Origin of the sequence: Agrobacterium sp. ST15.13.013 (assembly GCF_027956525.1) — a bacterium.
Taxonomy (GTDB): Bacteria; Pseudomonadota; Alphaproteobacteria; order Rhizobiales; family Rhizobiaceae; genus Agrobacterium; species Agrobacterium salinitolerans.
Genome location: NZ_JAQKGP010000001.1, coordinates 12566 through 37474, shown reverse-complemented (window position 1 = coordinate 37474; position 24909 = coordinate 12566). Strand labels below are relative to the sequence as shown.

Annotated in this window: 28 protein-coding genes and 1 tRNA gene; 25 read left to right on the top strand and 4 right to left on the bottom strand. The window is 50.6% G+C overall.

Translation table 11 applies throughout. The features are described from left to right. Positions 1 to 39: 39 nt before the first annotated feature. Entirely contained in the window at positions 40 to 1320 is a 1281-nt protein-coding gene (locus PL597_RS00210; RefSeq protein ID WP_271364354.1) for a L,D-transpeptidase family protein, read from the top strand. After that, on the top strand, positions 1317 to 1553 hold the full coding sequence (locus PL597_RS00205) for a sulfurtransferase TusA family protein (protein ID WP_077985240.1): 237 nt from the start codon (positions 1317 to 1319) through the stop codon (positions 1551 to 1553). The genes PL597_RS00210 and PL597_RS00205 overlap by 4 nt, the downstream gene beginning before the upstream one ends. Before the next feature lie 240 nt (positions 1554 to 1793). On the opposite strand, the gene PL597_RS00200 is transcribed toward PL597_RS00205, so the two are convergent. Further along, positions 1794 to 2933 carry a CobW family GTP-binding protein gene (locus PL597_RS00200; RefSeq protein WP_271364353.1) on the bottom strand — a complete coding sequence of 380 codons (1140 nt, stop codon included), beginning with the start codon at positions 2931 to 2933 and terminating at the stop codon, positions 1794 to 1796. Between the two features lie 192 nt (positions 2934 to 3125). Then, positions 3126 to 4241: a D-alanyl-D-alanine carboxypeptidase family protein gene (locus PL597_RS00195; protein WP_162520353.1), complete on the bottom strand. Its 1116-nt coding sequence runs from the start codon at positions 4239 to 4241 to the stop codon at positions 3126 to 3128. Between the two features lie 164 nt (positions 4242 to 4405). Here PL597_RS00195 and PL597_RS00190 point away from each other — a divergent pair, with 164 nt between their 5' ends. The 13 genes from PL597_RS00190 (at position 4406) to PL597_RS00130 (ending at position 13001) form a co-directional block, all read left to right on the top strand. Further along, on the top strand, positions 4406 to 5569 hold the full coding sequence (locus PL597_RS00190; RefSeq protein ID WP_077985243.1) for a M20 aminoacylase family protein: 1164 nt from the start codon (positions 4406 to 4408) through the stop codon (positions 5567 to 5569). Between the two features lie 312 nt (positions 5570 to 5881). Continuing rightward, positions 5882 to 5978: transfer RNA gene (locus PL597_RS00185), tRNA-OTHER, on the top strand. A 385-nt stretch (positions 5979 to 6363) separates the two neighbouring features. Further along, complete coding sequence (locus tag PL597_RS00180; protein WP_271358766.1) at positions 6364 to 7698, top strand: DUF6538 domain-containing protein; 1335 nt, start codon at positions 6364 to 6366, stop codon at positions 7696 to 7698. 74 nt (positions 7699 to 7772) lie between these two features. Further along, complete coding sequence (locus PL597_RS00175; RefSeq protein WP_158273768.1) at positions 7773 to 7946, top strand: hypothetical protein; 174 nt, start codon at positions 7773 to 7775, stop codon at positions 7944 to 7946. Then, positions 7943 to 8137, top strand: a complete 195-nt coding sequence (locus tag PL597_RS00170; protein ID WP_271364352.1) for a hypothetical protein — start codon at positions 7943 to 7945, stop codon at positions 8135 to 8137. Before PL597_RS00175 ends, PL597_RS00170 begins: the two co-directional genes overlap by 4 nt. Positions 8138 to 8149: 12 nt before the next feature. Next, entirely contained in the window at positions 8150 to 8740 is a 591-nt protein-coding gene (locus PL597_RS00165) for a hypothetical protein (protein WP_111801481.1), read from the top strand. Positions 8741 to 8742: 2 nt separating this feature from the next. Continuing rightward, on the top strand, positions 8743 to 8979 hold the full coding sequence (locus tag PL597_RS00160; RefSeq protein ID WP_271364350.1) for a hypothetical protein: 237 nt from the start codon (positions 8743 to 8745) through the stop codon (positions 8977 to 8979). A gap of 119 nt (positions 8980 to 9098) precedes the next feature. Further along, on the top strand, positions 9099 to 9563 hold the full coding sequence (locus tag PL597_RS00155; RefSeq protein ID WP_271364349.1) for a hypothetical protein: 465 nt from the start codon (positions 9099 to 9101) through the stop codon (positions 9561 to 9563). Further along, positions 9541 to 9675 (top strand): hypothetical protein, encoded by a 135-nt coding sequence (locus PL597_RS00150; RefSeq protein ID WP_271364348.1) that lies wholly within the window; start codon positions 9541 to 9543, stop codon positions 9673 to 9675. The genes PL597_RS00155 and PL597_RS00150 overlap by 23 nt, the downstream gene beginning before the upstream one ends. 440 nt (positions 9676 to 10115) lie before the next feature. Continuing rightward, the gene (locus PL597_RS00145) at positions 10116 to 10292 is read left to right on the top strand and encodes a hypothetical protein (protein WP_271364347.1); all 177 of its coding nucleotides are present in this window, start codon (positions 10116 to 10118) and stop codon (positions 10290 to 10292) included. Positions 10293 to 10330: 38 nt separating this feature from the next. Then, positions 10331 to 11377, top strand: coding sequence for a hypothetical protein (locus PL597_RS00140; protein ID WP_271364346.1), 1047 nt, complete (start codon positions 10331 to 10333; stop codon positions 11375 to 11377). 2 nt (positions 11378 to 11379) lie between these two features. Further along, on the top strand, positions 11380 to 12102 hold the full coding sequence (locus PL597_RS00135) for a hypothetical protein (protein ID WP_271364345.1): 723 nt from the start codon (positions 11380 to 11382) through the stop codon (positions 12100 to 12102). A gap of 26 nt (positions 12103 to 12128) precedes the next feature. Then, positions 12129 to 13001: a hypothetical protein gene (locus PL597_RS00130; RefSeq protein WP_271364344.1), complete on the top strand. Its 873-nt coding sequence runs from the start codon at positions 12129 to 12131 to the stop codon at positions 12999 to 13001. Between the two features lie 86 nt (positions 13002 to 13087). On the opposite strand, the gene PL597_RS00125 is transcribed toward PL597_RS00130, so the two are convergent. Beyond that, positions 13088 to 13720 carry a recombinase family protein gene (locus tag PL597_RS00125; protein WP_271364343.1) on the bottom strand — a complete coding sequence of 211 codons (633 nt, stop codon included), beginning with the start codon at positions 13718 to 13720 and terminating at the stop codon, positions 13088 to 13090. 966 nt (positions 13721 to 14686) lie between these two features. Between PL597_RS00125 and PL597_RS00120 the strand changes: the two genes are divergently transcribed. Both PL597_RS00120 and PL597_RS00115 read left to right on the top strand, forming a co-directional pair. Further along, entirely contained in the window at positions 14687 to 17059 is a 2373-nt protein-coding gene (locus tag PL597_RS00120; protein ID WP_271364342.1) for a hypothetical protein, read from the top strand. A gap of 218 nt (positions 17060 to 17277) precedes the next feature. Continuing rightward, the gene (locus PL597_RS00115; RefSeq protein WP_271364341.1) at positions 17278 to 17727 is read left to right on the top strand and encodes a hypothetical protein; all 450 of its coding nucleotides are present in this window, start codon (positions 17278 to 17280) and stop codon (positions 17725 to 17727) included. A 116-nt stretch (positions 17728 to 17843) separates the two neighbouring features. On the opposite strand, the gene PL597_RS00110 is transcribed toward PL597_RS00115, so the two are convergent. Further along, positions 17844 to 18197 (bottom strand): hypothetical protein, encoded by a 354-nt coding sequence (locus tag PL597_RS00110; RefSeq protein ID WP_271364340.1) that lies wholly within the window; start codon positions 18195 to 18197, stop codon positions 17844 to 17846. A 62-nt stretch (positions 18198 to 18259) separates the two neighbouring features. On the opposite strand from PL597_RS00110, the gene PL597_RS00105 reads away from it, so the two are divergent. The 8 genes from PL597_RS00105 to PL597_RS00070 are packed head-to-tail and all read left to right on the top strand — an operon-like array spanning position 18260 to position 24892. Beyond that, complete coding sequence (locus PL597_RS00105; protein ID WP_271364339.1) at positions 18260 to 18493, top strand: hypothetical protein; 234 nt, start codon at positions 18260 to 18262, stop codon at positions 18491 to 18493. Then, positions 18486 to 18863: a hypothetical protein gene (locus tag PL597_RS00100; RefSeq protein ID WP_271364338.1), complete on the top strand. Its 378-nt coding sequence runs from the start codon at positions 18486 to 18488 to the stop codon at positions 18861 to 18863. Before PL597_RS00105 ends, PL597_RS00100 begins: the two co-directional genes overlap by 8 nt. Then, complete coding sequence (locus PL597_RS00095; RefSeq protein WP_271364337.1) at positions 18856 to 19239, top strand: hypothetical protein; 384 nt, start codon at positions 18856 to 18858, stop codon at positions 19237 to 19239. The genes PL597_RS00100 and PL597_RS00095 overlap by 8 nt, the downstream gene beginning before the upstream one ends. A gap of 24 nt (positions 19240 to 19263) precedes the next feature. Continuing rightward, a complete protein-coding gene (locus PL597_RS00090) occupies positions 19264 to 20685 on the top strand; it encodes a hypothetical protein (protein ID WP_271364336.1) in 1422 nt (473 codons plus the stop codon). Positions 20686 to 20716: 31 nt separating this feature from the next. Beyond that, positions 20717 to 22759 (top strand): portal protein, encoded by a 2043-nt coding sequence (locus tag PL597_RS00085; protein ID WP_271364335.1) that lies wholly within the window; start codon positions 20717 to 20719, stop codon positions 22757 to 22759. Next, a complete protein-coding gene (locus PL597_RS00080; protein ID WP_271364334.1) occupies positions 22746 to 22991 on the top strand; it encodes a hypothetical protein in 246 nt (81 codons plus the stop codon). Before PL597_RS00085 ends, PL597_RS00080 begins: the two co-directional genes overlap by 14 nt. 38 nt (positions 22992 to 23029) lie before the next feature. Next, the gene (locus PL597_RS00075) at positions 23030 to 23947 is read left to right on the top strand and encodes a hypothetical protein (RefSeq protein ID WP_271364333.1); all 918 of its coding nucleotides are present in this window, start codon (positions 23030 to 23032) and stop codon (positions 23945 to 23947) included. Between the two features lie 18 nt (positions 23948 to 23965). Then, positions 23966 to 24892: a DUF5309 domain-containing protein gene (locus tag PL597_RS00070; protein WP_271358744.1), complete on the top strand. Its 927-nt coding sequence runs from the start codon at positions 23966 to 23968 to the stop codon at positions 24890 to 24892. Positions 24893 to 24909 lie beyond the last annotated feature (17 nt).

Sequence of the window (24909 nt, the reverse complement as noted above, 5' to 3'; positions counted from 1 at the left end):
ACTGCCGCCATTTCGTGCCATCGTCTTTCGGATCAGATCATGCGTTTGACACATTTTGCCCTTCTCGCCTGCACCGCGCTTATTCTCACCGGCTGCAACGATACGCTTGAAACCGTCGAACGTGATGTGTCGCACATCAAGAACAAGGTCGATTACCCCTTGTCTCCGTCCATCCTGGCCGAGATCGACAAAAAGGGCATGGATCGTACCTCGCCGATCATGATCCGCATCTTCAAGGAAGAAGGCGCGCTGGAAATCTGGAAGGCCAAGCGCGACAACCGCTTCGACAAAATCGCCGAATACCAGATATGCGCCTGGTCCGGAAAGCTCGGCCCCAAGGTGAAAGAGGGTGACCGGCAGGCGCCTGAAGGTTTCTATAACCTGACGCCTGCGCATCTCAATCCGAACTCGAAATATTACCTCGCCATCAATACCGGCTTTCCGAACCGCTATGATGCCGCCAATGGCCGCAACGGCACCAATCTGATGATCCACGGTGCCTGCTCCTCCTCCGGCTGTTATTCGATGACGGATGCGCAGATTCTTGAAATCTACGGTTTTGCGCGCGACGCCTTCAAGGGCGGCCAGAAGACAGTGCAGCTGCAGGCCTTCCCCTTCCGCATGACGGCGGAAAACATGGCCCGTCATCGCAAGAGCGAACATCTCGAATTCTGGAAGATGCTGAAGGTCGGATACGACAATTTCGAAGTGACCAAGCGCCCGCCGGAAGTGAATGTCTGCGAGAAGAAATATGTCTTCAACCAGCAGACGGAAGGCGGCAGCTTCAATGCGTCTGCCCAATGCCCGGCCATGAGCACACCGCCGGCGCTCGTCAGCGCACTCTCCAGCTACGAGAAGACCTACGATCTCGCCTATGAAAAGGCGATGAAGAAATATGACGGCATGGCCTGGTACGACCCGAGCGAAGCCGAGCGCAAGGCGCTGGTGGCCGAAAAGCGCAAGGGCCGCGAGCCCGCCTATGCCCCGACTGGCTCGGCGCTGAAGGCCGGCAAGCTGATGAAGGAAACCGAATATGCCGCGTTGATGGAGAAAAAGGCGCAGCAGGTGACGTCGTCCTCACCGGCGACGACCGCAACCGCCTCTTCCCTGCGTGGCCCGCGTCCTTCGGCAGTACAGCCCGCAGCACCGCAATCGAACCCGGCCCCCGCGGCACCGACGATGGTTGCCTCGGCTACCCCCGCAGCAGCCGGGCAGAGCGTCCCGGTTCCGACCATGAACCCGCTTGCCTATTCCGCAGCACCTGCTGCTCCGGAAGCGCCGGAAAAGAAGCCGTTCTGGAAGTTCTGGGCCAAGGAATGAGCGACACGGCCGAGATCGTCTATGATTTGAGGGGGCTTAAATGCCCCCTACCGGTTTTGAGAAGCCGCAAGAAACTCGCAACCCTGAAGGCGGGAGATGTTCTGACCGTCGAGACGACCGATCCGCTGGCGGTGATCGATATTGCGCATATGTGCAATGAGGATGGGCATAGCCTGGTGGAAACCACTGCGCTGGATAAGGGACACCGGTTTCGGATTGTGAAGGGCGGGTAACCGGCGTTCAATGCTGACGCTCCGGGCTTACCCCCCTCTACCCTGCCCGGCATCTCCCCCTCAAGGTGGGGAGATCAGTTGCGGCGACTGCTCGTTTTCTCACCAGCTCTGCACTTCGGGTTGCTGTCCCCATAAAGATGGTCGGAGCAAGCCGCTTGTCGATCTCCCTTGAGAGGGAGATGTCCGGTAGGACAGAGGGGGGTGAACCACTCCCACCGACCTAGACCATCACGACACGCCCTAAAACCGCAACCCGGAGACCGCCAGCGGATTATCCGTCATCGCCTGCCTGTCCGGCCGGTCGACACCCGGTGTGCTTGTGAAGGCCGCGAACAGGTCCTGGACGAAAGCCTCAGGCAAATCCTTCGTAATCAGCACCATACGCGTACGCTGATCGACCGGATCCGGCCAGGCCGCTAGGCGCTCGGGCGTGTGGAAAATATTCTGCACCCCATGCAGCACCAGCGGCCGGCCCGGATTATCCGACAGCTTGACAATGGCCTTCATGCGCAGAAGCTTTTCCCCATGCGCCGAGCGCAGCAGATCCACGAACATGTCGATCGCCATCGGGCTGACCGGTTCTTCGTGAACGATCGAGAAAGAACGGATAGACGCATCGTGCCGGGTCACGTCGTGGTGATGGTTGTCGTGTTCGCCATGATAGTGGTGGTGATGACCCTGTTCGTGATCATGTTCATGGTGATCGTGCTCCGCCTCCTCGCCCAGCCAGCGACCGACATCGGCATTCTTGCTGCCGGCGTCGTAAAGGCCGTTGTCGAGAAGCCCCGCAGCGCTCCAATCGGTTTTGTCGCCATCCTCGATGATCGCACGCGGATTGAGCGCTTGTAGACGGGCTGTCAGCGTGGAAATTGTCGCGGCATCGGCAAGCGCGCGCTTGGTCATCACCAGACGGTCGGCCACAGCGGCCTGTTTCACCGCCTCCTGGTGATTGTCGAGCGTGGAAAGGCCATTCACGGCGTCCACCACCGTAATCACACCGTTCAGAACGAAATTCTGCGCTATGACCGGGTTGCCCATCACAGACTGCATGACGGGGGCAGGATCGGCAAGGCCCGTCGTCTCGATCACCACCCGTTTTACCGGCTTCAGCTTGCCTGTCTGGATGCCGTCCATCAGTTCCGCCAGCGTATCCACCAGCTCGCCGCGCACCGTGCAGCACAGGCAGCCTTCCGCCAGTTCGATAATGCCCTCACCAGCGCTTTCGACCAGCATATGATCGATACTGACATCGCCGAATTCATTGATGATGATCGCCGCATCGCTCATCGCCGGATCCTTGAGGAGCCGGTTGAGCAGCGTCGATTTTCCGGCGCCGAGAAATCCGGTGATGATGGAAACCGGGATGCGATCGCGAGACATGACCTGCCTGTGTGTTGATGGCCGCTCCGGCAGGTCACTGGACGACACGAAACCCGGAGCCGCTTGGAGCTAAAAGAAATCGCCCGCGCCTGCAAGCCGCGAGCGACACTGTAATATCATAACATCATCGACCTGCGAATACACAAACCGCATTGCAACCGCGAGGCTCTCCCTTAAGGAAATCACCGATCGTCAGAATGTCGGGCGCGGGATCGGAATCGGCACGTTCGCGAGTTCGCCCTTACCGGCTCCCTTGGTGGCATTCACCGCCACCGTCTCGCTGCCGGGAATGAGGCCGGCGAAGGAATATTCGGGCGGGCGGGTCATTTCCTGAACATAGGGGGAATGGATGACCATGCGGCCGGCCTCGTCGCGGCTTTCGCTGCGCACCTTGGCGGCCTTCGGGTTGCAGATCTCGGCGCTGATATCGTTCACATCACCGGTATCGCCATAGGGCGCCAGCGCGGCCAGCGAAACGCCTTGGCCGGAAGGGGCCGTCAGACCCATCTGCAACAGATCGGCCGACTGGTCGGTGCGCCCGGCGAGGCTGTCCGCACCCAACACGACCGTGATGACAGAGCGGCCATTGCGCACGGCCGACGACACCTGATTGAAGCCGGAGGCACAGATAAAGCCGGTCTTCATACCGTCCGCGCCATCGAAACGGCCGACCAGCATGTTGAAATTGGCATAGTTCTTCTTGCCGGTGCTGACGCCTTCCAGCGAGAAATAATGGGCATATTCCGGAAACTCGCGCTTGATGATCAGCGCCAGCAGCGCCAGATCCCGGGCTGTCGTATATTGTCCCTTGCCGGGCAGGCCATTGGCATTGATGTAACGGGTGGAACTCATGCCCAGCCGCTGGGCCTGCGCATTCATCTGCGCCACGAAATTATCGCTGGTGCCGCCGATGGTCTCTGCAATCGCCACGGCGATGTCATTGGCGGATTTGATGAGCAGCAGTTTCAAAGCGCTATCCATCGTCAGCTTCTGGCCGGGCTTGAAATACATTTTCGAGGCCGGCTGGTCCGCGGCCTTCTTGCTCATCACCACTTCCGTCTGCGGGCTGATCTTGCCGGCCTTCATCTGCGAAAAGGCGATATAGGCGGTCATCAGCTTGGTGAGCGAAGCGGGATACCATTTGCGGAAGGCTTCCTGGTGGGAAATCACCTTGCCGGTTTTAACATCGACAACCATTTTCGGATTGGCATTGGCCACGGGCGCCGCGGCGACGAGGCCTGCGGTCGCGATGGCAATAGCTGCGGAGAGCCGTCGGGCGGCGTTTGACGATTTAAAAATCTGTGGCAAGGCTTGTCCTCGAATTCCCGTCTTCGGTCGGGGAATGGCAATATTCACCATATATGTCCTAGCAATGGCAAAGTACATTGATTACGTCAATTATGCGGCGCACTATCCGGCACGGAGGATAGGATTTTACCGCACGCCGTACCGATGAACCCAGGAATGAACGAATGCCAATTTTGAACAGAGCCGCCGAACTCCAGCAGGAAGTCAGCGAATGGCGGCGTCACCTGCATGAAAATCCCGAGATTTTGTATGATGTCGACAACACCGCAGCCTTCGTTGCGCAGAAGCTGAAATCTTTCGGCGTTGACGAAATCGTGACCGGTCTTGGACGCACGGGTGTCGTCGGCATCATCAGGGGCAATCTTCCGGGCAATCGCACCATCGGCTTTCGCGCGGATATGGACGCGCTGCCCATCCTCGAGGAAACCGGCAAGCCCTGGGCCTCCAAAACCGCGGGCGCCATGCATGCTTGCGGCCATGACGGCCACACGGCGATGCTGCTCGGCGCGGCCAAATATCTCACCGAGACCCGTAACTTCGCCGGCTCCATCGCCGTCATCTTCCAGCCGGCGGAAGAAGGCGGCGCCGGCGCGCTTGCCATGGTCGAGGACGGCCTGATGGAGCGTTTCGGCATCAACGAGGTCTATGGCATGCACAACATGCCGGGCATACCGCTCGGCGCCTTCGCCATCCGCAAGGGCGGCATCATGGCGGCACCCGACAAATTCTCGATCACCGTCAAGGGCCGTGGCGGCCATGCGGCGCAGCCGCACCGCACCATCGACCCCATTACCATCGGCGCGCAGATCGTCGGCAACCTGCAGATGATCGCCTCGCGCAACGCCGACCCCATCCGTTCGGTTGTCGTCTCCGTCACCCGCTTTCAGGCCGGCTCAAGCCACAACATCATTCCCAACGAGGCGCTGATCGCCGGCACGGTGCGCAGCCTGGATGAAACAGTGCGCGATCTGGCGCAGGATCGCATCAAGCAGATGGCTGAAGGTGTCGCCCTTGCCAACGGCGCGGAAGCGGAAGTCGTTTATGAGCGTTATTGTCCGGTCACCTTCAACCACGCCGCCGAGACCGACCACGCCATTCGTGTGGCCCGCGATGTGGCGGGCGAACCGAATGTCGACCCCGATGTCGATCCCTCCATGGCGGGAGAGGATTTCTCCTTTATGCTGAAGGAAAGGCCGGGCTGCTTCATCTTCATCGGCAACGGCGATTCGGCCGGGCTTCACAATCCCGGTTATGATTTCAATGATGACGCCATCGCTTATGGCATTTCCTACTGGGTGAAACTGGCCGAACAGCGCCTGACGAGCTGATTGCCGGTCAACGCGAAGAAAGCCGAGGAAGAGATCGACCGCGATGAAGAACGCGGTTGATCCAATGGCTGCCTCGGGTTAAAGAGCAATTCAGTGTCCACGTAGCTCAGCAGGATAGAGCACAGGATTCCTAAGACAAATTGGGGGTTGCGCCCGGAAACGACGCAATCGATCTGCTCAAAGTCGGGGAAAGCTTCGCTGGTCTTCCAGCATGCCAATCCCGAGCCAAGCTCCGGAGAAATCCGGTGAAGGTGTAGAGACTGGATGGGCAGCACCTAAAGGCCTGACGGCCCATGGTGAAGGGACAGTCCAGACCACGAACGTCTTGCCGGCAAACGGCGGGACGGCGGCGAAAGCCGAAGCGGTATGAATCCTGGGGTCGGAGGTTCGAATCCTCTCGTGGACACCATTTTTTCTATAAAAATCAATAAATTAAGGGGTAGAAGCCCCTTTTTGCTACATTTTTCAGACGGCGTTGCTACAAAATCGCGTGCGTTCATATGTTTGCTTGATCCTATACGGAGCCTCTTGCGCTATCGAAGTATCATTGAGCGCAAAATCCAATATGTTTCCAAAACAGAAAGTTACTATTTTAGAAGAACAAGAATAACTCCCACGTTTCTATTGACAGCATTCATTGAATATGCCATTAATATATTCAACCGCATTCGCGGAGGCGTCACATATTCGCTTCTATTCGCCCGTGCGGAAATCAAATATATTTTGAAAACAAATCAATTCACCGATGTTCTGTCGAAGGAGGTGTTTTTTATTCATATTGGGAGGTCATGGTAATGCGGCTCGACGTAAAACACATATTCAACCGTAAGGGCGTATATTATTTCCGGATCGCCGTTCCCGTCTCCCAACGACGAAAATTCAAGAGGCGGGAGTTCTGGCACTCACTGAAAACCCGATCCGAGAATGAGGCGGCGGTAAAAGCAGCCGCGTTCATGACTTACTATCGCAATCTGTTCAGTGAGTCCGATATCGCAGATATTGAACGACCTTCATTCGATGAGCTTTCGAAAGTCTCGAATAGGTTGGGGGTCAACTACCAGCCAGCGTTCGAAGTTGAGTTGGCGAACATACGCGATTCAATTTCCATGATGGCGGGGCAGCTAAAGATGATGAACATCATCCAGTCTCCAGACCATGCCGAAATTGCCGCACTTGGCGGCGTTGCCACAAAACCGGCAATGACACTCTCACAGGCGCTGGAACGGTACATCAACCTCCATAGCGATGAGTTGCATTCGGGCAATAAAAGAGAGTCCGATAAAAAATGGATGAAGTACCGGGAAGCCGTCAGCAATTTCATCGAAGAAATCGGTGACTTGGACGTTCTCGACATCTCCGCAACGGTTGCTCGCGACTACAAGCTCAAACTGTCGAAGCGGTTCAAGGCGGCAACAAAGAAGGAAGGCAAGATTACCCCTGCCACGGCGAACAAGAAATTCATGTGGCTGAAGGTCGTAGTAAAAGAAGCATTGCAGGAGGTTGCACCAGAACGGGCGCATCTAAACCCGTTCGACGGTCTTAAATTCAAAACTCAAGATGGCAAACGCGACACCTTTACAGAAACTGAAGTGGTGCAGCTTCGAGAGAAGATTCAAGGCAGCAAGGCGAACAACGAACTGAAATGCATTGCGCTGCTTGGCGAATTGACCGGCGCAACCTGCAAAGAGCTTGCCTTTCTAACGGCGGATGACATCCACATTGATGAGCCGATCCCTTACATTTCGATCCAGCCCAACGCTTTGCGTGCAAAAGCCAAGGCTCAAAGCCGAGTGAGAGACATACCGCTACTTCCAGAGGCGGTGAATGCCTTGAAGAAATTTAAGAACGGATTCCCTCGCTACAATCACGATACGGGACCAGAAGCTTTCTCTGCGATGGTGAACAAGCTCATTCGCACAGTCACCCCGGACAAGAGCTTTTACAGTTACCGCCATCTGATGGCAGATCGCCTGCGAAACTCTGGCTGCAACGATACTCTCAAAAACAGCATTATGGGGCATTCGAGCGCTGGCATGACGATGAGGTACGGCGCTGGATACGACCTCGAAAACAAACTGGACGCTCTTCAAAAAGCAGTCCCACAACAAGCAACCCAAACTGAAACTTAGTATGACTTGACCGTGAAGGCAGAAGCCAAAAATACAATATGAAACAGAGTCATATCCCAACACGGATATGCAAAATGAAGGAATTTACATTCGAAAATATAATCAAACACGACAACGTTCGGCAGGAATTTTTTCTTCTCTACGACCGCCTGATCTCCGAACTGAAAAAGAAGGGCTATTACGATGCTGCCATCATTCATGCCCGCAATAAAAACCGAATCCAAAACGAAATTGGATTACTTATTTGAAAGATATATTTGTGGCTAAATTCACATTTGAGAAGCTCTTAACGAGCGAGAAACTTCGAAACGAATTCTTCGATCACTATGATTGGCTGATCCGTATCGCGAAAGAAAAAGGCTTCATCGACGCGGCAATTGCACATGCCAAGGCGAAGAAGCGGGTTCAAGACGAACTCAATCTGATCATCCACATCTAAGGGAGAACAATAATGCTACAGACAACAATCGATCCGGAAGCTTTGAAGAGCTTTATGGAGAAGGCAATCGCCGCTGACCGCGACGAAATGAAAAACATTGCAAGCGGTTTAGAGGTTTTTGTGGGTGACGCCGATCCAGTAGACGAGGAAGCCGAATTTCTTCGGGATCATGTGAATAGCGTCTTCAAAGAGGTGGGGGAAAGATTTGACGACGCGTTGGAAGGCGTCCTCGCTGATCCAAGTCTTGCTATTGAGAAGTGCAATGAAGCGCATGGGCTTTTGGCAATACTACAGGGTGTTCTGAAAGGATTTGGCTTCTCATGGGATCACTTTGCCGCGCCTCTTGTGAACAGCCGTATTTCGGATTTGGAGGTTGCTCAGCGCTATAAGAACACAGTCGAAGAGCTTATCAGCGATTCTACTCAGTCTGATAATGAACTCCTGCAAAGCTCGGGAAAAGAAGCCCTCGATTATTGTCACCAAGCGATTGCCAAACTTGAGAAATTATTGACCGAGAATAGCTCATCTCTTCGTGTTGAAGCACTTCTTGACCTCGATAATTGCGCAGCCTTTTTGAACGAAGCCTATACGTACCGGAGATGATTATGACCGAATTAGCTGTCATACTTGCAACGATCTTGGGCGGCGCGATACTCCTATGGATCGTCTCCACGGCGGTTTTCTTCATTGTAGTAATATGCGTGAAACGCATATGGGCATGGGCAAACCGAAATCGGGTTTTAACTGACGAAGAAGAAGCGGCGTTGGTTCAGTGCTATCTCAATGAAGGTGACGCCTATATTCGGACGCTCAAATCTCAAGCGCAAGAAACAGCTAAATAGAGACGATCCTGCAATTCAGTCAGCATGGATTATTCTCCGCTTAAAAGGCTTCGGGTTCTCTCCTTCCCGAAGCCTTTTTTGTTGCCGCGATAAATACCCCTTTATTCGGGTATTTTTATATGGCTTGGCTCTATCAAGGAAAGGAATTCACTTCCGCCGACATCTCAAACTTCTACGGCTTCGTCTATCTCATCACCGAGACTGCCACCGGTCGCAAATACATCGGTCGTAAAGCCTTCAGGTCAAAACGCACCCTTCCACCACTCAAAGGCAAATCCCGCAAGCGCTCGAAGATCACAGAGAGCGACTGGCAAACCTACTACGGCAGCAACGCGACCCTGAAAGAACTGGTTGCCGCAAACGGTCCCGAAGGCTTCAGGCGCGAAATCCTCCATCTGTGCCGTTCCTCATCTGAATGCGGTTACTTCGAAGCGAAAGCCCAATTCGATCATGATGTCCTTTTGACCCCGGCATATTTCAACGACTGGATAATGTGCCGAGTGTCGCGCAAACACGTCAAAAATCTAAATACTCCTGTCATCAAACAGGAGAACGACGACCATGGACTATCAACGATTTGCTGAACTCGAAGCCATTCTGAAAGAAGCCAGAAGCCTCACGCAACAGATGCTGAAGCTGACAAAACGCGATCTGGAAAAGCTGGCTGAAATCGAGAGTCGACTTAACGCGAAATGACTGTAATGGAGCCATTCTGTGGATGCGGGGTGGTCCAAGCTTGAGTCCAGAGGCAAGCTTCGCGCACGGTTTGAGTTGACGCAACAACCTTTCACAATGCATTGTGCGCAGCACAGCAGCACCAGCTTCATTTTGTTTTCTAAATGGAAAGGTGCGCCTCCAATGGATCAGCAACTATCGGTCAAATTCCTGTTCTTCGAAGCCAGTGCATCTGGACTCGTATCGGTGGTCCTCATCTTCGTTCTTGCGATAATTGCTATGGGGCTGGCGGCTTACAGGAAATAAGCGTCAATCCGTATCCCCGTTTTCCACCAGAAGAATTACTAGGTGTTGTGTCGGGGATAATGTTGCAACAATACCATTGACGAATCTCTCCCACCTCTCATTATGCGAAGCAGCAAGCAGCACCGATTTCGTTTTTTAATGGAAAGGTGCGACCAATGCCCAAGATCACCATAAAATTCCTGGGACTGGAAGTCTCTGCTCAAGGGGTGTTGTCCGTTGTCCTTGCATCGGTCATCGCCCTGACTGCCTTGGCAGTAATCTGGGCATATCTCGAAAAGCGAGACCCTCCCCGTAAAAATGGTATTGCAAGCCAAACTCAACGCATGATTTAGTTCGCGATGGGTAAAGTTGCAAATCGGGCTGCGCAAGAATGTTCAAGGACAACACCGTTTTCGTAATTGGCGCTGGAGCGAGTGCCGAGTTTGGTCTCCCCGTTGGCTGGCAGTTGCTGAAAACTATCAAAGATAATTGCCATTTTGAACTTGATATGTGGCGTCAATTGAAAGACGGACCAACGGCGATTTTTCGCCATTACGACAGGGTCTTCGGGAGAGAGACGGAGGAAAGTCTACAACAGTTCCTGCTTCGTTTGAAAGCATGTGAGCAAATCAAGGTCGGGATAGATAGCGCTGATAGCATCGATGAATACATCTACCGCTATTCCGGCAATCTAACTATATCCGAGGTAGGAAAGCTCCAAATTGCTTACGCCATATCATTGGCTGAGAAAAACTCCACATTGGCTCGTGGTTATGTGGACTATCCTCCATCCCTAGATGAGACTTGGATTTGGAGCTTCACTAAAGCGTTGATAAATGGCGTTCGGGCAGATGAAGTGAACAACATTGGGCAAAACATCACAATCATCTGTTTCAATTATGATCGATGCATCGAACACTATCTCGAACACGCTCTAGCCCGCAGCTTTGAAGACCTGACGCCAAAAGCGGCTAGAGAAATAGTAAACAACATCAATATTATACATCCGTATGGATGGCTTGGAGATTTGGAACTCTTTCCCTTCGGGACCGCAGACGCGTTTCCAGCAATGGCTGGCAACCTAATTACGTGGTCAGAAAGCGTTCGCGATCCGGAAATTGTAGCGAAGATGCGCGAAGCCATCCGGGAAGCCGAGCAAATAGTGTTCATGGGATTTGGATTTGCTGCCCAAAACATGGATTTGCTCAATTCGCAGCCCGAAAAGACCGATCTATTCGCGCACGAAATCACTGGTACCCCTGATGTCTATGCCACCGCTCTCGGAATACCTGAAGAAGTCGAAGGTTCTCTAAAATCCAAGATCACCGATTTATATATGGGACAGTGGAGTATGCAGGCTGATCAAGGAATTCATTTCCAGTATGGTGCGACGTGTAAAAAATTCTTCGATATTCATCGGCTTAATTTGGTGAAGTGAAGATGCCGAACTTGAAGAATGTAAACTGGCTTCTTGTGGCAGGCATCGCAACCATCGCCTACGTATTCATCTTTGTCGGTTGGTTGGGGCTAGATCGAATTTTGATCTACCCAACGAATAACTCCTTGAACGAAGTCGGTGATTTCATTGCTGGCGTATTCTCACCGCTAGCTTTCATTTGGCTCGTAGCGGCTGTCCTTACGCAAAGACAGGAATTGACTGAAACGCGAGATCAATTCGCCGCGAATCAAGAAGTTGTTGATGCTCAGTTGAGAACGATAAACGAGCAATCGGACTTACTTCAGCAACAACACGAGTTGGCGGAAAAGACGGCTCAGAAGACCTACCGCCTAAGCCTGTTCGAAGAGCGATACAAAATCTACGAAGAGTTCATCGCGTTTGGGAAAAAGTACGACGAGCAAAAATATCGCGATCCAGCTTATACTGATTTCGTTGAACTGATGCAGAAATCAACGTTTGTCTTCGGAAGCGATATCGATGATTGGTTTCATGAAATCTCCGAAAATATTTATCACCTTCAAGATTTAAGAAGGTCAGGTGTCAGCAAAAATTATGACAAATACGGAGGGTTTGTGGAAATATACAGCAGCAATGAAGTCGAAGCAGAAATAAAAAAGGTTTCCAACTGGCTAAATGATCAGTTCTTTTTAGCTGTGGAGCGCTCGGAAAAGTTTTCCGCCTCTATGCGCGTGAGTGACAATTGATGATGAATACAAGATGGGGGATATGAATGAACGCGAAACCGCAAAAGCCAATGACGGAAGGTTCGAATAGAGACGTAAGCCGTCCTTTCTGCGGCATCATCATGCCTATTGCCGCAATGGGAAAGTACGAAAAGTCTCATTGGGACCGAGTACGCATCGTCCTCGATGAGGCTATTGAAGATGCTGGCTACACGCCTCGACTCGTTAGCGAAAGTGAGGACATTGGCGTAATCCATGCACGGATTGTACAGAACCTATACGACGATCCTATTGTCGTCTGTGACGTGAGCGGAAAGAACGCCAACGTCATGTTCGAACTCGGGCTGAGGCTGGCATTTGACAAGCCTACCATCGTGATAAAAGACGACCTGACCGACTACAGTTTCGACACGTCGCCCATTGAGCATATCAACTATCGAGCAGATTTGCGTTTTGACGATGTGCGGGATTTTAAGAAAAAGGTAGCTGCCGCGATAACGGGAAGCATTGCACGGAAAACGGATGACGAATCTTATTCGCCATTCCTCGGACATTTCGGCAAGTTCAAGTTGGCTGGACTTGAAACAAAGACGGTTAGTTCAGAACAGTTTATAGTCGAGCAGCTTCAGAGCCTAAAAGCCGAAATGGTCAATTTATCGTTGCGTGTTACAAAAGAGGTTCGCCATCACAGCTACGACATGGGTGAGAAGTCACAGCACCTCTTGATCGAAAACTGCATCAACGATGTAAAAGGTTCATCTGTCTTCGATTTCACTAATGAAAATGACCTCCAACTTTTCTCTAGTTTAGTACAAAGAGAGGTACTTGGGAGGAACGCCAAGATCAGTCGTAGTGTGATTGACCCTTACGTCAGGATGTATGTTAATGAAATGCTGCGCCCGCAGGCATCTTTGATTTAGAGTGGATAGCTGCTACTGTCACCACAAATTCCGCCCGCGCCAAGACAGCCCCCACTTTTCTGCGATATTCCACTATTATAGAACAATCACATACCCCATCTCTGCAATGCGGTTTCAGCCGCTGCCGGGTCTGCTTTAATGCGGAGAATGGTCTGTCGTGTAAGTCCAGTCACCTTGGAAATGGCTGATGCGCCTGCATCGTTAGCCAGCATGTCAATGACATCGCTGAAGCCTTTCCTGTCGAAGCTTGGCTTCTTCCCCCGATACAGTTCGCGATCACCCTTCTTCGCTTCAATACCTGCTCTCTGAGCGGCTTTCGTGGCTTCCGCCTGTGCTTGTGCGGTTGCTGCCATGAATCCAATCAGGGCGTCTCTGACTGCCATCTCAATTGGGTCTTTAGTCGATCCGTCGAAAGTCATTTTGTTGATGACGGTTCGGATGATCACACCCATTTTCATGAAGTGTCGAATAGTCTCCGTCACATCCTCGTAATTTCTGCCAAGACGATCCACCCAACGAACAACAAGCACATCACCTTTGCGCAGCTTGTCGAACAGTCGCCTTCCTTCAGGTCTTTCGGAAAGCTTCGTGCTGACACCTGAAACGCCATGATCTGCAATCACCTCATCGATTTTGAAACCGGCTTCCCGCGCATGGGTTTCCTGATGTGAAAGGTCTTGTTCGAGGGTTGATACGCGAGCGTAAAGGAAGGTGGTCATAGTGGCTCCAAAGCGTCCGAAAAGGTAATGACCGATTAAATGCATGTACGTTGACGGGAGTCAACCCTAACGGACACCTATTAGACCCCGATTTTTAATGTACGCAAAGCTATACCCTATCGGACGCTACAAGCCCTGAGAAACAAGGGTTTTGGTCGATTTCCTTAAACTGAGAGCGTTTTTATTTTCCGGTGGGGGTAAGATTATGCGTTTCGCTAAAAAAGACGTTTATTAAGCAGCCGGAAAGCCTTATTTTGCAGGGGTTTTGAAATGCTAGATTTAAGGAAATTTGAGAAGGTACTGATTTTCGGAAAGGGTTTGAATAGCTGCTTGAAAAAGGTTGATTAGTTGACCTTAACAACTCTCGCCTACGGCTCGAATTCGCTTCGCTCATGGTCCTATGATTTGATCAGTCGGCTACTTCGTTTATGTACAGGTTGAAAAAAACGTATCACGTTTTGTATAATAGCATTTTTTTATTATATACTAATCGTGACATCTTTTTTTTAAGAATCTAAAACAACCAATATCTTCTTTCAACCTGTTGATGAACAGGATAGCCGACTGGCAGATATAGTCACCTATTCAAATCCAGTTCGTATGAGCGAAGCTCATTCTCGCGTAGCGAGAGTGTGTAAGTATCCATTGAAATCAATCTTTCCTATTGATTTTTCTATCAATTTAAGCTAATATGATCAGACTTAATCGAGACATTCCTTCTTCGGAAAATAATCAAAAATAATTCGATTGAGACCCTGTGCTCTGGAAAAGCCAGAAACAAAAATCCCTAAATAAGTCTGAAGTTAGAGAAGGTCCGTCAAGTCCTAATCGTCTTCAATTCGAATAGGACCGCTGATCTTCTCTGCACTCAAAATCTCGTAAAAAATATCGGGGTTTCCTTGAAGGTCTTGACGGACCGCCTTCGGGAAACCCCTTTTTTATTGCCTATTTTACGAGACCATTTTTATGACCAAACTTCTTTTCAAATATCTCTCATCCAGAACCGGTTCCGGCAAGACATACTCCTTGCTGAAAGTCATCAAGCCCGGTTCCCGCAACGTGATTGCCACTCCCCGAAAAGCCGTAAGCCGCGAAATCGCAGCAATGTTCAAGAACGCCGGTTTTTCCGTAAAGCTTATCACTGGCAAAGACGGAAAGGATGACGACGAAAATTCCTATTCCAATTGTACGAAAGCCTTCCGAGATGCCATTAAAGCTGACGACCACGAAATCATAATCGTGGATCATTCCGTCGCTATGAAGAAGATTAACGGTACTGAAAATTACGATCTTTATATCGATGAAGAACCGAAGATTGAAAAGACGATCAAGTTGAAATCCTCCCTTCAGATCGTTCAAAGCATCCTGCTTTCATTGTTTCCCGATGACATAATTTCCGATAGCCATCTCTATTATAAAATGACCTATACGAAAGCGATTGCCGATTTGCTTTCGACATTTGACGATGATGAAGCCTTCGTTCCATCTCAAAAGCTTCTCGAACTGTCTCAAACCATGAAATCCGCTGACTACGAGGTAGTTATTCGTGGATCGTCATTGAAAGCTTACAAGGATGCGCTGAAGGACGATCCTGAGACGGTCAAGGATATGAAGCTCCGCTTTCAAGTGGTGATGCAACCTTCCGTTCTGTCGGACTACAAATCCGTCACCATTATGAGCGCTGGTTTCGAACAATCTGAGACCTATTTTGCATGGCACAAGAAAGTCGATTTCGTTGAAAATGAAGAAATGAAGCCCTTCCTTCGTTCTCTGCCAGAAGATCAAAAAGGATTGGTTCATATCCTTTACCTATCCGACGAACTGGACACATGGGCGGACTATAAGAGGCTTGGCTATCAGGATTTTCTAAACCGTGTCGCCATGGCTTTCGACGCAGCCTTCCCGAATACGCCGCACATCTACTGTGTAAAGAAAGCCAAGGATGAGGAAGGCAACGCAACCACGCCTTATACGTGGCTCCACGATCAAACCGGCTTGTCGCAGCGCTTGGACCCTTCTGCAAAGGGCATTAACGGCTTCCAGCACTACAATGTCGCCATCCATCTCACTCCGATCAATCCGCCAACTTACGTCTACAATTTCAAACGTGAGTTTTTCGAGATGCAATCCGAAGACGTGAAGATGGCAGTTTCCTATGCCGCACAATACCAGTTCGCCTCCAGAACCAGCTACCGCGATTATTCCAGTTCCAGCCACGTCACCATCATCGTGCTTGATCAGCGGTCTGCTATGGCGCTGCACGACATGTTTGGGGAAGCATGTGCAGGCGAACCAGAGTTCTTCGACATCGGCTTAGAAGAGCTTCGGAGCGAAAAGCCAAAAGCCATGACCGCCAACGAAAGAAGTCAAAAAAGGAACAAGAAAAACAAAATGGAAAGCAACGAAGCGAAAAATCAATACCAGTACGAAAACTTCCTCATTCGCCAATGGAGCCGCACTAATTGCGAAGAGCCGATTATCGTTCCTGCCTCTTGGAATGATCTGGTCATGATCATGCAGCGGTATTCCAGAGAGCTTGTGTTGAAGTCGAAATCTGCCTGCCCTCAATTGCGAGAAGGCTATTTCATCGATCCAAGCAATCACAAGCTTGTCAGCAACATCCAGACGACGAAGCTCATTCAAATGGATGTGGACAAAGCCAAATGCGACCCGAGCGAACTAAGCGCATTCCTCAAGAAGAACAAACTCTCGCATGTCATCGCCAATAGCTTCAGCAGTCAGCCACTGGACCAGCGCTTCCATCTGTTCATCCCGCTTGATCGGGCTGTGAATGGCGATGACTACCAGAAGATATTCACCCTCATCCGTGCTGATATCTTTCAAAAGTTTGGTGACGCATTCGAAATCGATCCAAGTTTCAAGAGCATCAACAAGCGAATTAGCATGCCGTGCGTATCGAATTTCAAAGGTGATCTATTCATCGACGGGACTGTGTGGACAGACATGATGACGTACAAAGTGTCGTTCCTCGACACGGAAAGATATCTCAACCGCGTTCAGATTGACTTCGGCAATTCCAAGGAAGATGCGGTTTCTTCAGGCAAGATCGCAGACAAAGAAACTGTCGAAGACATCCTGCAAAAATGGTCGATTGCTCCCGGCTTGGGTAAAGGCAGTACGCACTTCTATCAGGCTGGCGTTGATCTGAAGAAGTCTGGATGTTCCTATGGTGAAGTCATCCAAATCTTAACGGCAAATCGCCACATGTTTGGGCATGGTCAAGACAGAGATGCTGTTCGTGTTGCTGATCATATCTTCAAGATCAGCAACACGATTAGCAGCGCGAACGACAACGGTCTTGTCGTGAAGTCGGCTTGATCGGCAGAAGTCAACGGACGTACAAAAACAACAGGGGGTAACTCGCACCCCCACACCCCCTGCTGCGCTTCCTGCTTATTTTTATCAGGTCATCCAGAATTTTTTTCCAGCGATAGCTTTTTTGTTGACGAATTCTTTTTCCGAGGCATCCTAATCTAGGGATTTGGCGTAGTGCCAAGTGCCCACTTAAAGAAAATGATTTTTTATAAGGAAGAGAAATGTTGGTCGATATCAACGATCTGGGCAGTGGTTATAGAAATGTATCAAGTCGGTTCCGCGTAAATATAGCGGAGAAAACCGTCCTCAGCTTCAACAGGCGCCTTGGTGAGAGGACGCACAAGGCGCTAATTGAGACAGGCGCGTGCATGCCAATGTACGTAGTGCCTGCCGAATGCTGGATCGAAGGAAAGTACTTCCAGTTGGGAATCGCGATTCCAACCTCCGACCCGGAAGGCTCATTCCGGGGAACATACTATCTATTCGCGGCAAGCCATGAGCAATTTGGTGCAGACGAAGAGCTGGAGGACAGGCGATCTGTTGCCCAGTTTCGCGTTGTAACCGAATTAGCTTTGGTCAGATCAGCAAGTGCGCGTCGTCAGCAGCGTGAAGAAAATGTCTATTACATCTCCGATGGTGATTACCGCGCGATGAAGACCTTCTTGAACTGACCAACTGGTGTTGGAGAAGCTATAGAGACCGGCTTCTCCAACCTTGACATCAAGTCATTTGAGCAAGTCTTAGCCCTGTCCATCTGAAGACAGCAACCGCGTAACAGCCGAATTGATCAGGCGTTCTTCGGCTTACGACCGCGCCTTGGCTTGTTTTCTGCGGCTGCGTCCGACGAGCCATAGGCTTCTTCAATCAATGCTCTGAAATCGGTTTCTGCTTCATTCTGCGCGCCCTGAGCCGCCCTATGTAGGAAGTCGCTGACATCAGGTCTACTTGTCACGCGATAAGTTTTTGCGAGTTTTCCGAGCTTGATATAGAAGCTGCCATTTTCCTCTTTTACCCAACTGCGACGGCTTGTTTCGCCCGTTTCGAAAGCCTTCTTTTGGCGAATAAGTGCCGCCAAAAAAGCATTTACGGCTTCGTTCTCTTTAACCTCATAGCTTTTCGAATATTCCAAGAAAGTTGTCATTTCGGTCTCCGATCAATGTTTCGCTAAATATCTGAAAAACGAATCTCAGAGAAAAGCAAAGCATGCAAGTCATTTTTCATCTTCCACGCGGATATGAAGCCGAAATCACACAGGCAAAAGCGGACAACATTTACGCCGAATGGATCGATTCCAAGTTCGGCGCGAAGGTTCGAGAACTCATTTCAGAAGACTTTAATTTAGCGGTTGGTGAAGGATTTTTCATAGTCGATTTCACGTACGAAGATGACGCGCTTTCCTTTCTCAAAACATTTGGAGGCAGAGCCGTAAATGAGTGAATGGAGCAAGTCAGAAGAGAACATAGCTCGATTAAAGAAGATCGGTTTCCAGAAGGGCAATCGCTCTGGTGGGCGCAAGAAATTTCCTGAAGAGCTTCGGAACAGCATTATGGATGCCACGCCTGAAGCGCTGGAAAACATGATCGCGCTTATGAACGATAAGAACGCCAGCGACGGCGTTCGCTTCAAAGCTGCTGAATGGCTTTTGAGCGCCGTCATTCCGAAGGCAAAGGCAGATACGAACGTCAATGTCAGCCACTCCCATTCGATTGCGGGCATGCTTGCAGAAATCAATTCTCTGAAGCTGCCGGGTGCCAAAGAAAAGATGATCGACATCACGCCGGAAGAAGACACCGACGACGATGATTGATTGGATAATTGCGGCAGTTGCTGCCGTTTCGCTGTTCTTGGCAAGCAACGGGTTTCAGACAAGCCACATAATCGCAGGGTTCTTCGGATCGGTCGTTCGAAGCTTCGTGGCTAAGACAGGAACGCTTTGGCAGAACCTGTTCGGTGGATTCATCGGCAGCATCATTGCCGCCTACGTCACTCCCCTGATTGCGTACATGTTCTCGATTGCCGATCCACAGACATCTAATTCCATCGCGTTCGCCGTTGGTCTTCTCGGCATGTATTTTGCGGAAGCATTGCTGCTTATCGCCAAGGACTACGCAAAGAACCCCGCAAAAATGAAAGAGGATTTGCGGGAATTCCTGCTTCGTTTCCTCAACCGGAAATCTGATTGAGTTCGCCATTCCGCTAAATATCGGATGGCGAATAAAGATGAAAATTTACACGAATTAGCAGCACTTATAGACATTTACCGCGAAGACATTGCCGTTTTCGCGTTTCAGGTGTTTGGCTCTACCCTTACCACGAAACAGATTGAATTTTGCGAAGCCTTCCGCACCGAACGCACGATTACCTTTCGCGGTGGTGTCGGTTTCGGCAAGACGCACGCGGAAGCCATCGTGACTTGGTGGGCATTGATCACCCACGATCAGGTTCAGGTTTCCATCTTCGGACCATCGGAACCGCAGCTACGCGGATCGATCTGGAAGGAACTCCAGGTACTCCATGGAAAGATGTCTCCCATCTTCAAAGAGAGCTTTGACGTTCAGGCAACGCGCATCAGCCGCACGGTTAATCCGAGTTCCTGTTTTGCCGAATATCGTCTGGCAAGCGGCGACAAGCCCGATAATGCCCGTGGTATCCATGCCCACAACAACTTCGTCATAGTGGATGAAGCGTCCGGTATTGACGACGCCGTTTTCACTGGCGCGTTGCTGAACATCCTCACCGATCCGAACGCAAAACTCTGTCTCGTCTCGAACCCTTCCAAGGCAAGCGGCTTCTTCTGGCGCACTCACTGCGATCCAGACATTCGCGACGAGTGGACCCAAGTCCATGGGCAAATGAAGGATAGCCCGCATTTCGATCCCAAAACATTCGAGCAACTTGCAAAGAATTACGGGGGGCCGCTCAGCCGCGAATATCGCGTCATGGTCCTTGGCGAGTTCCCGCTTTCCGATATTGACGGTTTGATCAGCCGCGAATGGATCGAAACCGCCGTTCTCAACAAAGAAGTCGTTCCTGCATCGAATGCTCCTGTCATATGGGGTCTTGATCCGGCTGGCGCTGGTAAGGACAGTTCCGTGCTGGCAATGCGCCATGACAATTTGCTGTTAGGCTTTGCGGAATGGCGAGGACTTGATCCGACGCAATTAGCGTACAAAGTCAGAGACCTCTATCAGTCCACGCCGAAGAACCTTCGACCAGCCATGATTGCCGTTGATGCGACCGGTCTTGGTCACGGCGTCTACAGCAACCTGAAGGACTTCGGTCTTCCCGTGCATTCGTGCATTTTCGCCGGAACGCCGACACGCAATCCAGATCGCTATCATCGCGTCCGTGACCAAATCTGGTTTGAGATGCGCGAATGGTTTCAGACAGAGAACGTCTCCATTCCCAATCATCAGCGGCTTATCGAAGAGCTTGTCACGCCGACTTATGATGACGGCTCCGGCAAGATCAAACTTGAAGAGAAGAAGGCACTGAAAAAGCGTCTCGGTCGTTCGCCCGACTATGCCGACGCCTTGGCTATCACTTTCAGCGTTAATCCTTCTCGTTTTCAAAGCAAATACTCTTGGTCGAAGCCGATAGAATACACGAATCTCCAGAGCTATCAGTGAAGCTAAATAGCCTTAAAAAGAGAAAGGATTAATGGACGAACAGGCTATTCAAAACAGCATTGCGGTAAAACTGAAAGACGCTGTAAATTTCAGCAATTCAAATATCGCGACCAAGCATGAAACGGCGCTGAAATATTATAAGCGCGCCTACCTTCCCGGCGACGACAAAATCAAAGGTCGCTCGAAATGGGTGTCGCCTGAAGTTCAGCAGCGTGTTGATTGGTCCGTTGCCAGCATGATCCGCATCTTCGACAGCCCGGAAAACGTCTGTGAATTCCTACCATTTGGACCAGAAGACGAAGCGATTGCACGTCAGCAAACGTCCGTTGTGAACTGGATTTTGAAGACGAAGAACAGCCATCTTTCGTTTCTTCAGCCATGGCTCCAGAACGGTTTCATTTGTGGTTTAGGCATCATCACAGCCGAATTCACGACCGAGACCATTGAAGGTCTTCCCCGCACAATCAAGGGCATTCCAGACGCGCAGCTTTTGGCATTCGATCAGCAGGAGGAAGCCGGTCAGATTGTCATTGAAGAAGCATCCAAGCCTTACCTGAACGAAGTTGGTATGTCGGTTCGAGACCTGAAAATCAGAGCCGTTCGCCGCAATCCAGTTTTCAACGTCCTCTCAGTCGCTCCCGAAGATTTCATCATTTCCCGAGACGCGAAGATCGATCCCGAGACCGGCGGGATTTGCAGCAAACTTCAGGGGCATCGCAAGATCGTGTCGAAAGCTGCCCTTCTTGAAATGGGTTATGACGCCGAGAAGGTGTCGCAAATCGCGCTGGCATCGAGCAAGAATGATGGCATTGCCTTGGAACGCTCGAAAGACCTTGGTGGCGATCAGGGCGTTTCAGGCGATGATGTCGAAGTCTTTGTCGTCTACTGCAAAATGAAGATCGACAAGAAGGCGCGGCACTATCGCTTCACCCTTGCCGGTGGTATCGAAAAGCCTGTCCTGCTCGATTGTGAAGAGACCACGCGTTTCTATCCATATGCTCCGTTCGTTCCATTCCCGCAGGCAGACACCCTTTTCAGCATGGGTATCGCTGACAAGATTGGCGATGATCATATCCTGATCACTCGGCTGAACCGCGCTATCATCGACGATCTGCACAGCCACGTAAATCCGACGAAGATCGTGAACCCGGATGCCGTCAATCTGGACGACCTTCTGAACGTTCACCCCGGCTCCATCGTTCGCTCAAACGATCCACAGGCAGGCATCAGCTATTCTATTCCGCCTTTCGCTGGCGGGGATGCCATGCCGGTCATTGCCAACTTGTCGAATAGTCTCGACTTCACGACTGGTGTCGGTCCGCAAATGGTCTCGCTGAATGCAAGCGATCTTCAGAACGCAACGGCGACCGCAGTGAACCAGCGCAATAACTCCAGTCAGCTTCTGGTGGAGATGATCAGCCGCTATTTTGCGGACACTGGTTATGCCTACCTCATCCGTATCGTGATTGACCAGCTTCTTCAGAAACCGGAAGAGGCTCAGGCGTTCATTGCCCGCCTCACGAACAACTTCGTGCCGATTGACGAATTCACGCCAGAACTGGACGTGACGACCTCCGTTGCCTTTGGTGTGATGAGCCGTGACCAGTCTACCGCTTCCTTGACCAATCTCTTGGCACAGCAAATGTCCGCCATGCAGGCTGGTCTTCCCATCGTCAACGCTCAGACGATTTACAACACCCTTGCCAAGCTTTCCGAGACCGCAGGCTTCAAGAACAGCAGCCTGTTCTTTGTCGATCCTTCCACGCTTCCGCCGCCGCCACCTCCACAGCCTCCCGTCGATCCGAATGCCGGTCTGATTGAGATGGAAAAGGTCAAGGCGCAGTTGAAGGCGAATTCCGACGAAGCTGATCGCAATTTCGAAATGCAGAAGTTGGTTGCTCAACTTCAGCAGCAGCAATCCGAATTCCGTGAAGAGATGGAATTGAAGAGCAAACAGCAGGAGCAAAATTACCTTCTGAAGCTCATCGAACTCGACAAGAAATACACGCAAAATAATGAACCGAGAGATGACCTTTCTCAGTTGATGATTGAGGTTCCGAATGAACAATATTGAGAAAGCAAATGCGGCACTTCGCTTGAAGGAAAATGAAGATTTTCGCGCCCTAATGAAGTGCATTGAAGCCGAAATTTTCGAGGCGTTCATGAACACGAAGTTAGGGCAAGCGGAAGAACTCGATAGTGTTCACCAACTTAGCCATGGCTTCAAATTGATCAATCAAAGGATCAATAAATACGTTGAAGTCGCCAAGTACGAAGCGCAATCGCAGAAAGATGAAGAATACTAAATATTCGAATCAAAATAATTTTAGGAATTACTAAATAGATGGAAATTGAAAGCAACAATCCGGAAGGAACTGCATTAAACATTAATGAAGCGGCTGATCTTATCAGTCAAACTCTCGACGTATCTGAGGACTCTTTTGATGAGCAACCAGACGAGAACGTTGAATTACCGGAAGTGGATGAAGCTGTTGAAGCTCCTGAAACTGAAGAGACGCCGGAAGAGCAATTTTTCGATATCGATGGCAATCAGGTAAGCCTTAGCGAAATTCGGTCCTCATATATGAGACAAGCCGACTACACGAAAAAGACCCAAGAAATTGCCGAACAACGGAAGTTCTATCAGGAAAACCAAAGGGACGTTAATTCCCTTCGATCTGAAGCACTGGCAGGGATTGAAGCCCTGAAACAGCAAGTTTCAATCGAGTTTCGTCAGATGGAATATCCCGATTTCGATTGGCTCTCAGAAAATGATCCGGCTGAGTATGTCCGCCAGAAAGCCCAATGGGAACGGCGTGAATACGCCGTTCGCCAAATCTATGAAGCTGAAACTGCCCTGAAGCAGAAAGCAGCAGCATATGAGGAAGAGCAGCGCCAGATCGCAATTCAGGAATCGAGCAATCGCTTCTTTGAAAAGTACCCTGATCTGAAGGATAAAAATAAGGCTGATGAAGTTTTCAGTGACATCACTGGATTGCTTTTGGATACCGGCTTTAACGAGCAGGAAATCAAGAGCATCGCTGACTTCCGAATAATCGATCTGCTGTACCGAGTTGTTCAAGCCGAAAAGGCACAAAAGGCAATTCCGCAGGTAGTCGAAAAGATCGCGAAGAAGCCGGTTATTTCCGCGAAGGAAAATTCGCGAAAGACGGCTGCTGATTATGATCGTCAATCTTTCGAAAAATTCAACCAATCTCGTAGTGTTGCGGACGCCGCAGCCCTCATCAAAAATCTACTCTAAGAACAAGAAGGTAAGAAAATGCCCACTTTAACCACGACTAATGTCTCCCATGTACGCGAAGATTTGAGCAACGTCATTTCAATGATTTCGCCGGAAGAGACTCCATTTATTTCCTCTATCGGCAAGACCAAGGCAACCGCTGTCAAGCACGAATGGCTTCAGGACGAACTTGCTGCTGCCAATAAGGACAACGCCATTGCTGAAGGTGCCGATGCAACCGATACGACCCTCAATGGTCCTGTTCGCATTTCGAACGTCACGCAGATTTTCCAGAAGGACATTCGCCTGAGTTCCACTCTGAACGCCGTCAACACGGCTGGCGCGAAGGATGAACTTGCTCGCCAGATCGCCAAGAAAGGCAAAGAACTGAAGCGAGACCAAGAAGCTGCTTATGTCTCGGGCAACGGCTCTGTTGCAGTTGGCGTTCGCAAGCTCGGTGGTGCTGAAGCATTTATCGCTACCAACGCTCTGCATGGTGCGAACGGCGTATCGACCGGTTTTTCCGGTGGTGTGGTCAACGCTCCTACGGCTGGTACGGCTCGCCCGCTCACTGAAGCACTGTTCATTTCCGCTCTCCAGAAGATTTGGGAAGCTGGCGGTGATCCGAACACGGTTATTGCGCCGGGTGTTCTGAAGTCGAAGATTTCGACCTTCAACGGTGGTTCGACCAAGCAGCAGAACGCGGACAAGAAGACCGTCAATCAGGCTGTTGATCTCTATGTTTCGGATTTTGGTACTGTTACGATCCTTCCGCATCGTTTCATGTCCACGACTACTGTCATCGCCTACGATCCCGCTCTTTGGAATTCGGCTGTTCTTCGTGGCGTCGAAAAGAAAGAACTCGGCAAGACTGGTGATAGTGAACGCTATATGCTCGTCACCGAAACGACGCTGGAATGCCTCAATGAAAAGGGCAATGCCAAGATCGCTGACTTGAACGGCTAAAGGCTGAAATTCAGCCA

Coding starts and splice junctions, on each gene's coding strand:
- PL597_RS00150 (WP_271364348.1), top strand. CDS start 9,541: ATGGACTATCAACGATTTGCTGAACTCGAAGCCATTCTGAAAGAAGCC.
- PL597_RS00070 (WP_271358744.1), top strand. CDS start 23,966: ATGCCCACTTTAACCACGACTAATGTCTCCCATGTACGCGAAGATTTG.
- PL597_RS00205 (WP_077985240.1), top strand. CDS start 1,317: ATGAGCGACACGGCCGAGATCGTCTATGATTTGAGGGGGCTTAAATGC.
- PL597_RS00155 (WP_271364349.1), top strand. CDS start 9,099: ATGGCTTGGCTCTATCAAGGAAAGGAATTCACTTCCGCCGACATCTCA.
- PL597_RS00135 (WP_271364345.1), top strand. CDS start 11,380: ATGCCGAACTTGAAGAATGTAAACTGGCTTCTTGTGGCAGGCATCGCA.
- PL597_RS00120 (WP_271364342.1), top strand. CDS start 14,687: ATGACCAAACTTCTTTTCAAATATCTCTCATCCAGAACCGGTTCCGGC.
- PL597_RS00140 (WP_271364346.1), top strand. CDS start 10,331: ATGTTCAAGGACAACACCGTTTTCGTAATTGGCGCTGGAGCGAGTGCC.
- PL597_RS00100 (WP_271364338.1), top strand. CDS start 18,486: ATGAGTGAATGGAGCAAGTCAGAAGAGAACATAGCTCGATTAAAGAAG.
- PL597_RS00190 (WP_077985243.1), top strand. CDS start 4,406: ATGCCAATTTTGAACAGAGCCGCCGAACTCCAGCAGGAAGTCAGCGAA.
- PL597_RS00095 (WP_271364337.1), top strand. CDS start 18,856: ATGATTGATTGGATAATTGCGGCAGTTGCTGCCGTTTCGCTGTTCTTG.
- PL597_RS00090 (WP_271364336.1), top strand. CDS start 19,264: ATGGCGAATAAAGATGAAAATTTACACGAATTAGCAGCACTTATAGAC.
- PL597_RS00085 (WP_271364335.1), top strand. CDS start 20,717: ATGGACGAACAGGCTATTCAAAACAGCATTGCGGTAAAACTGAAAGAC.
- PL597_RS00115 (WP_271364341.1), top strand. CDS start 17,278: ATGTTGGTCGATATCAACGATCTGGGCAGTGGTTATAGAAATGTATCA.
- PL597_RS00160 (WP_271364350.1), top strand. CDS start 8,743: ATGACCGAATTAGCTGTCATACTTGCAACGATCTTGGGCGGCGCGATA.
- PL597_RS00080 (WP_271364334.1), top strand. CDS start 22,746: ATGAACAATATTGAGAAAGCAAATGCGGCACTTCGCTTGAAGGAAAAT.
- PL597_RS00165 (WP_111801481.1), top strand. CDS start 8,150: ATGCTACAGACAACAATCGATCCGGAAGCTTTGAAGAGCTTTATGGAG.
- PL597_RS00210 (WP_271364354.1), top strand. CDS start 40: ATGCGTTTGACACATTTTGCCCTTCTCGCCTGCACCGCGCTTATTCTC.
- PL597_RS00110 (WP_271364340.1), bottom strand. CDS start 18,197: ATGACAACTTTCTTGGAATATTCGAAAAGCTATGAGGTTAAAGAGAAC.
- PL597_RS00180 (WP_271358766.1), top strand. CDS start 6,364: ATGCGGCTCGACGTAAAACACATATTCAACCGTAAGGGCGTATATTAT.
- PL597_RS00075 (WP_271364333.1), top strand. CDS start 23,030: ATGGAAATTGAAAGCAACAATCCGGAAGGAACTGCATTAAACATTAAT.
- PL597_RS00200 (WP_271364353.1), bottom strand. CDS start 2,933: ATGTCTCGCGATCGCATCCCGGTTTCCATCATCACCGGATTTCTCGGC.
- PL597_RS00130 (WP_271364344.1), top strand. CDS start 12,129: ATGAACGCGAAACCGCAAAAGCCAATGACGGAAGGTTCGAATAGAGAC.
- PL597_RS00105 (WP_271364339.1), top strand. CDS start 18,260: ATGCAAGTCATTTTTCATCTTCCACGCGGATATGAAGCCGAAATCACA.
- PL597_RS00175 (WP_158273768.1), top strand. CDS start 7,773: ATGAAGGAATTTACATTCGAAAATATAATCAAACACGACAACGTTCGG.
- PL597_RS00125 (WP_271364343.1), bottom strand. CDS start 13,720: ATGACCACCTTCCTTTACGCTCGCGTATCAACCCTCGAACAAGACCTT.
- PL597_RS00145 (WP_271364347.1), top strand. CDS start 10,116: ATGCCCAAGATCACCATAAAATTCCTGGGACTGGAAGTCTCTGCTCAA.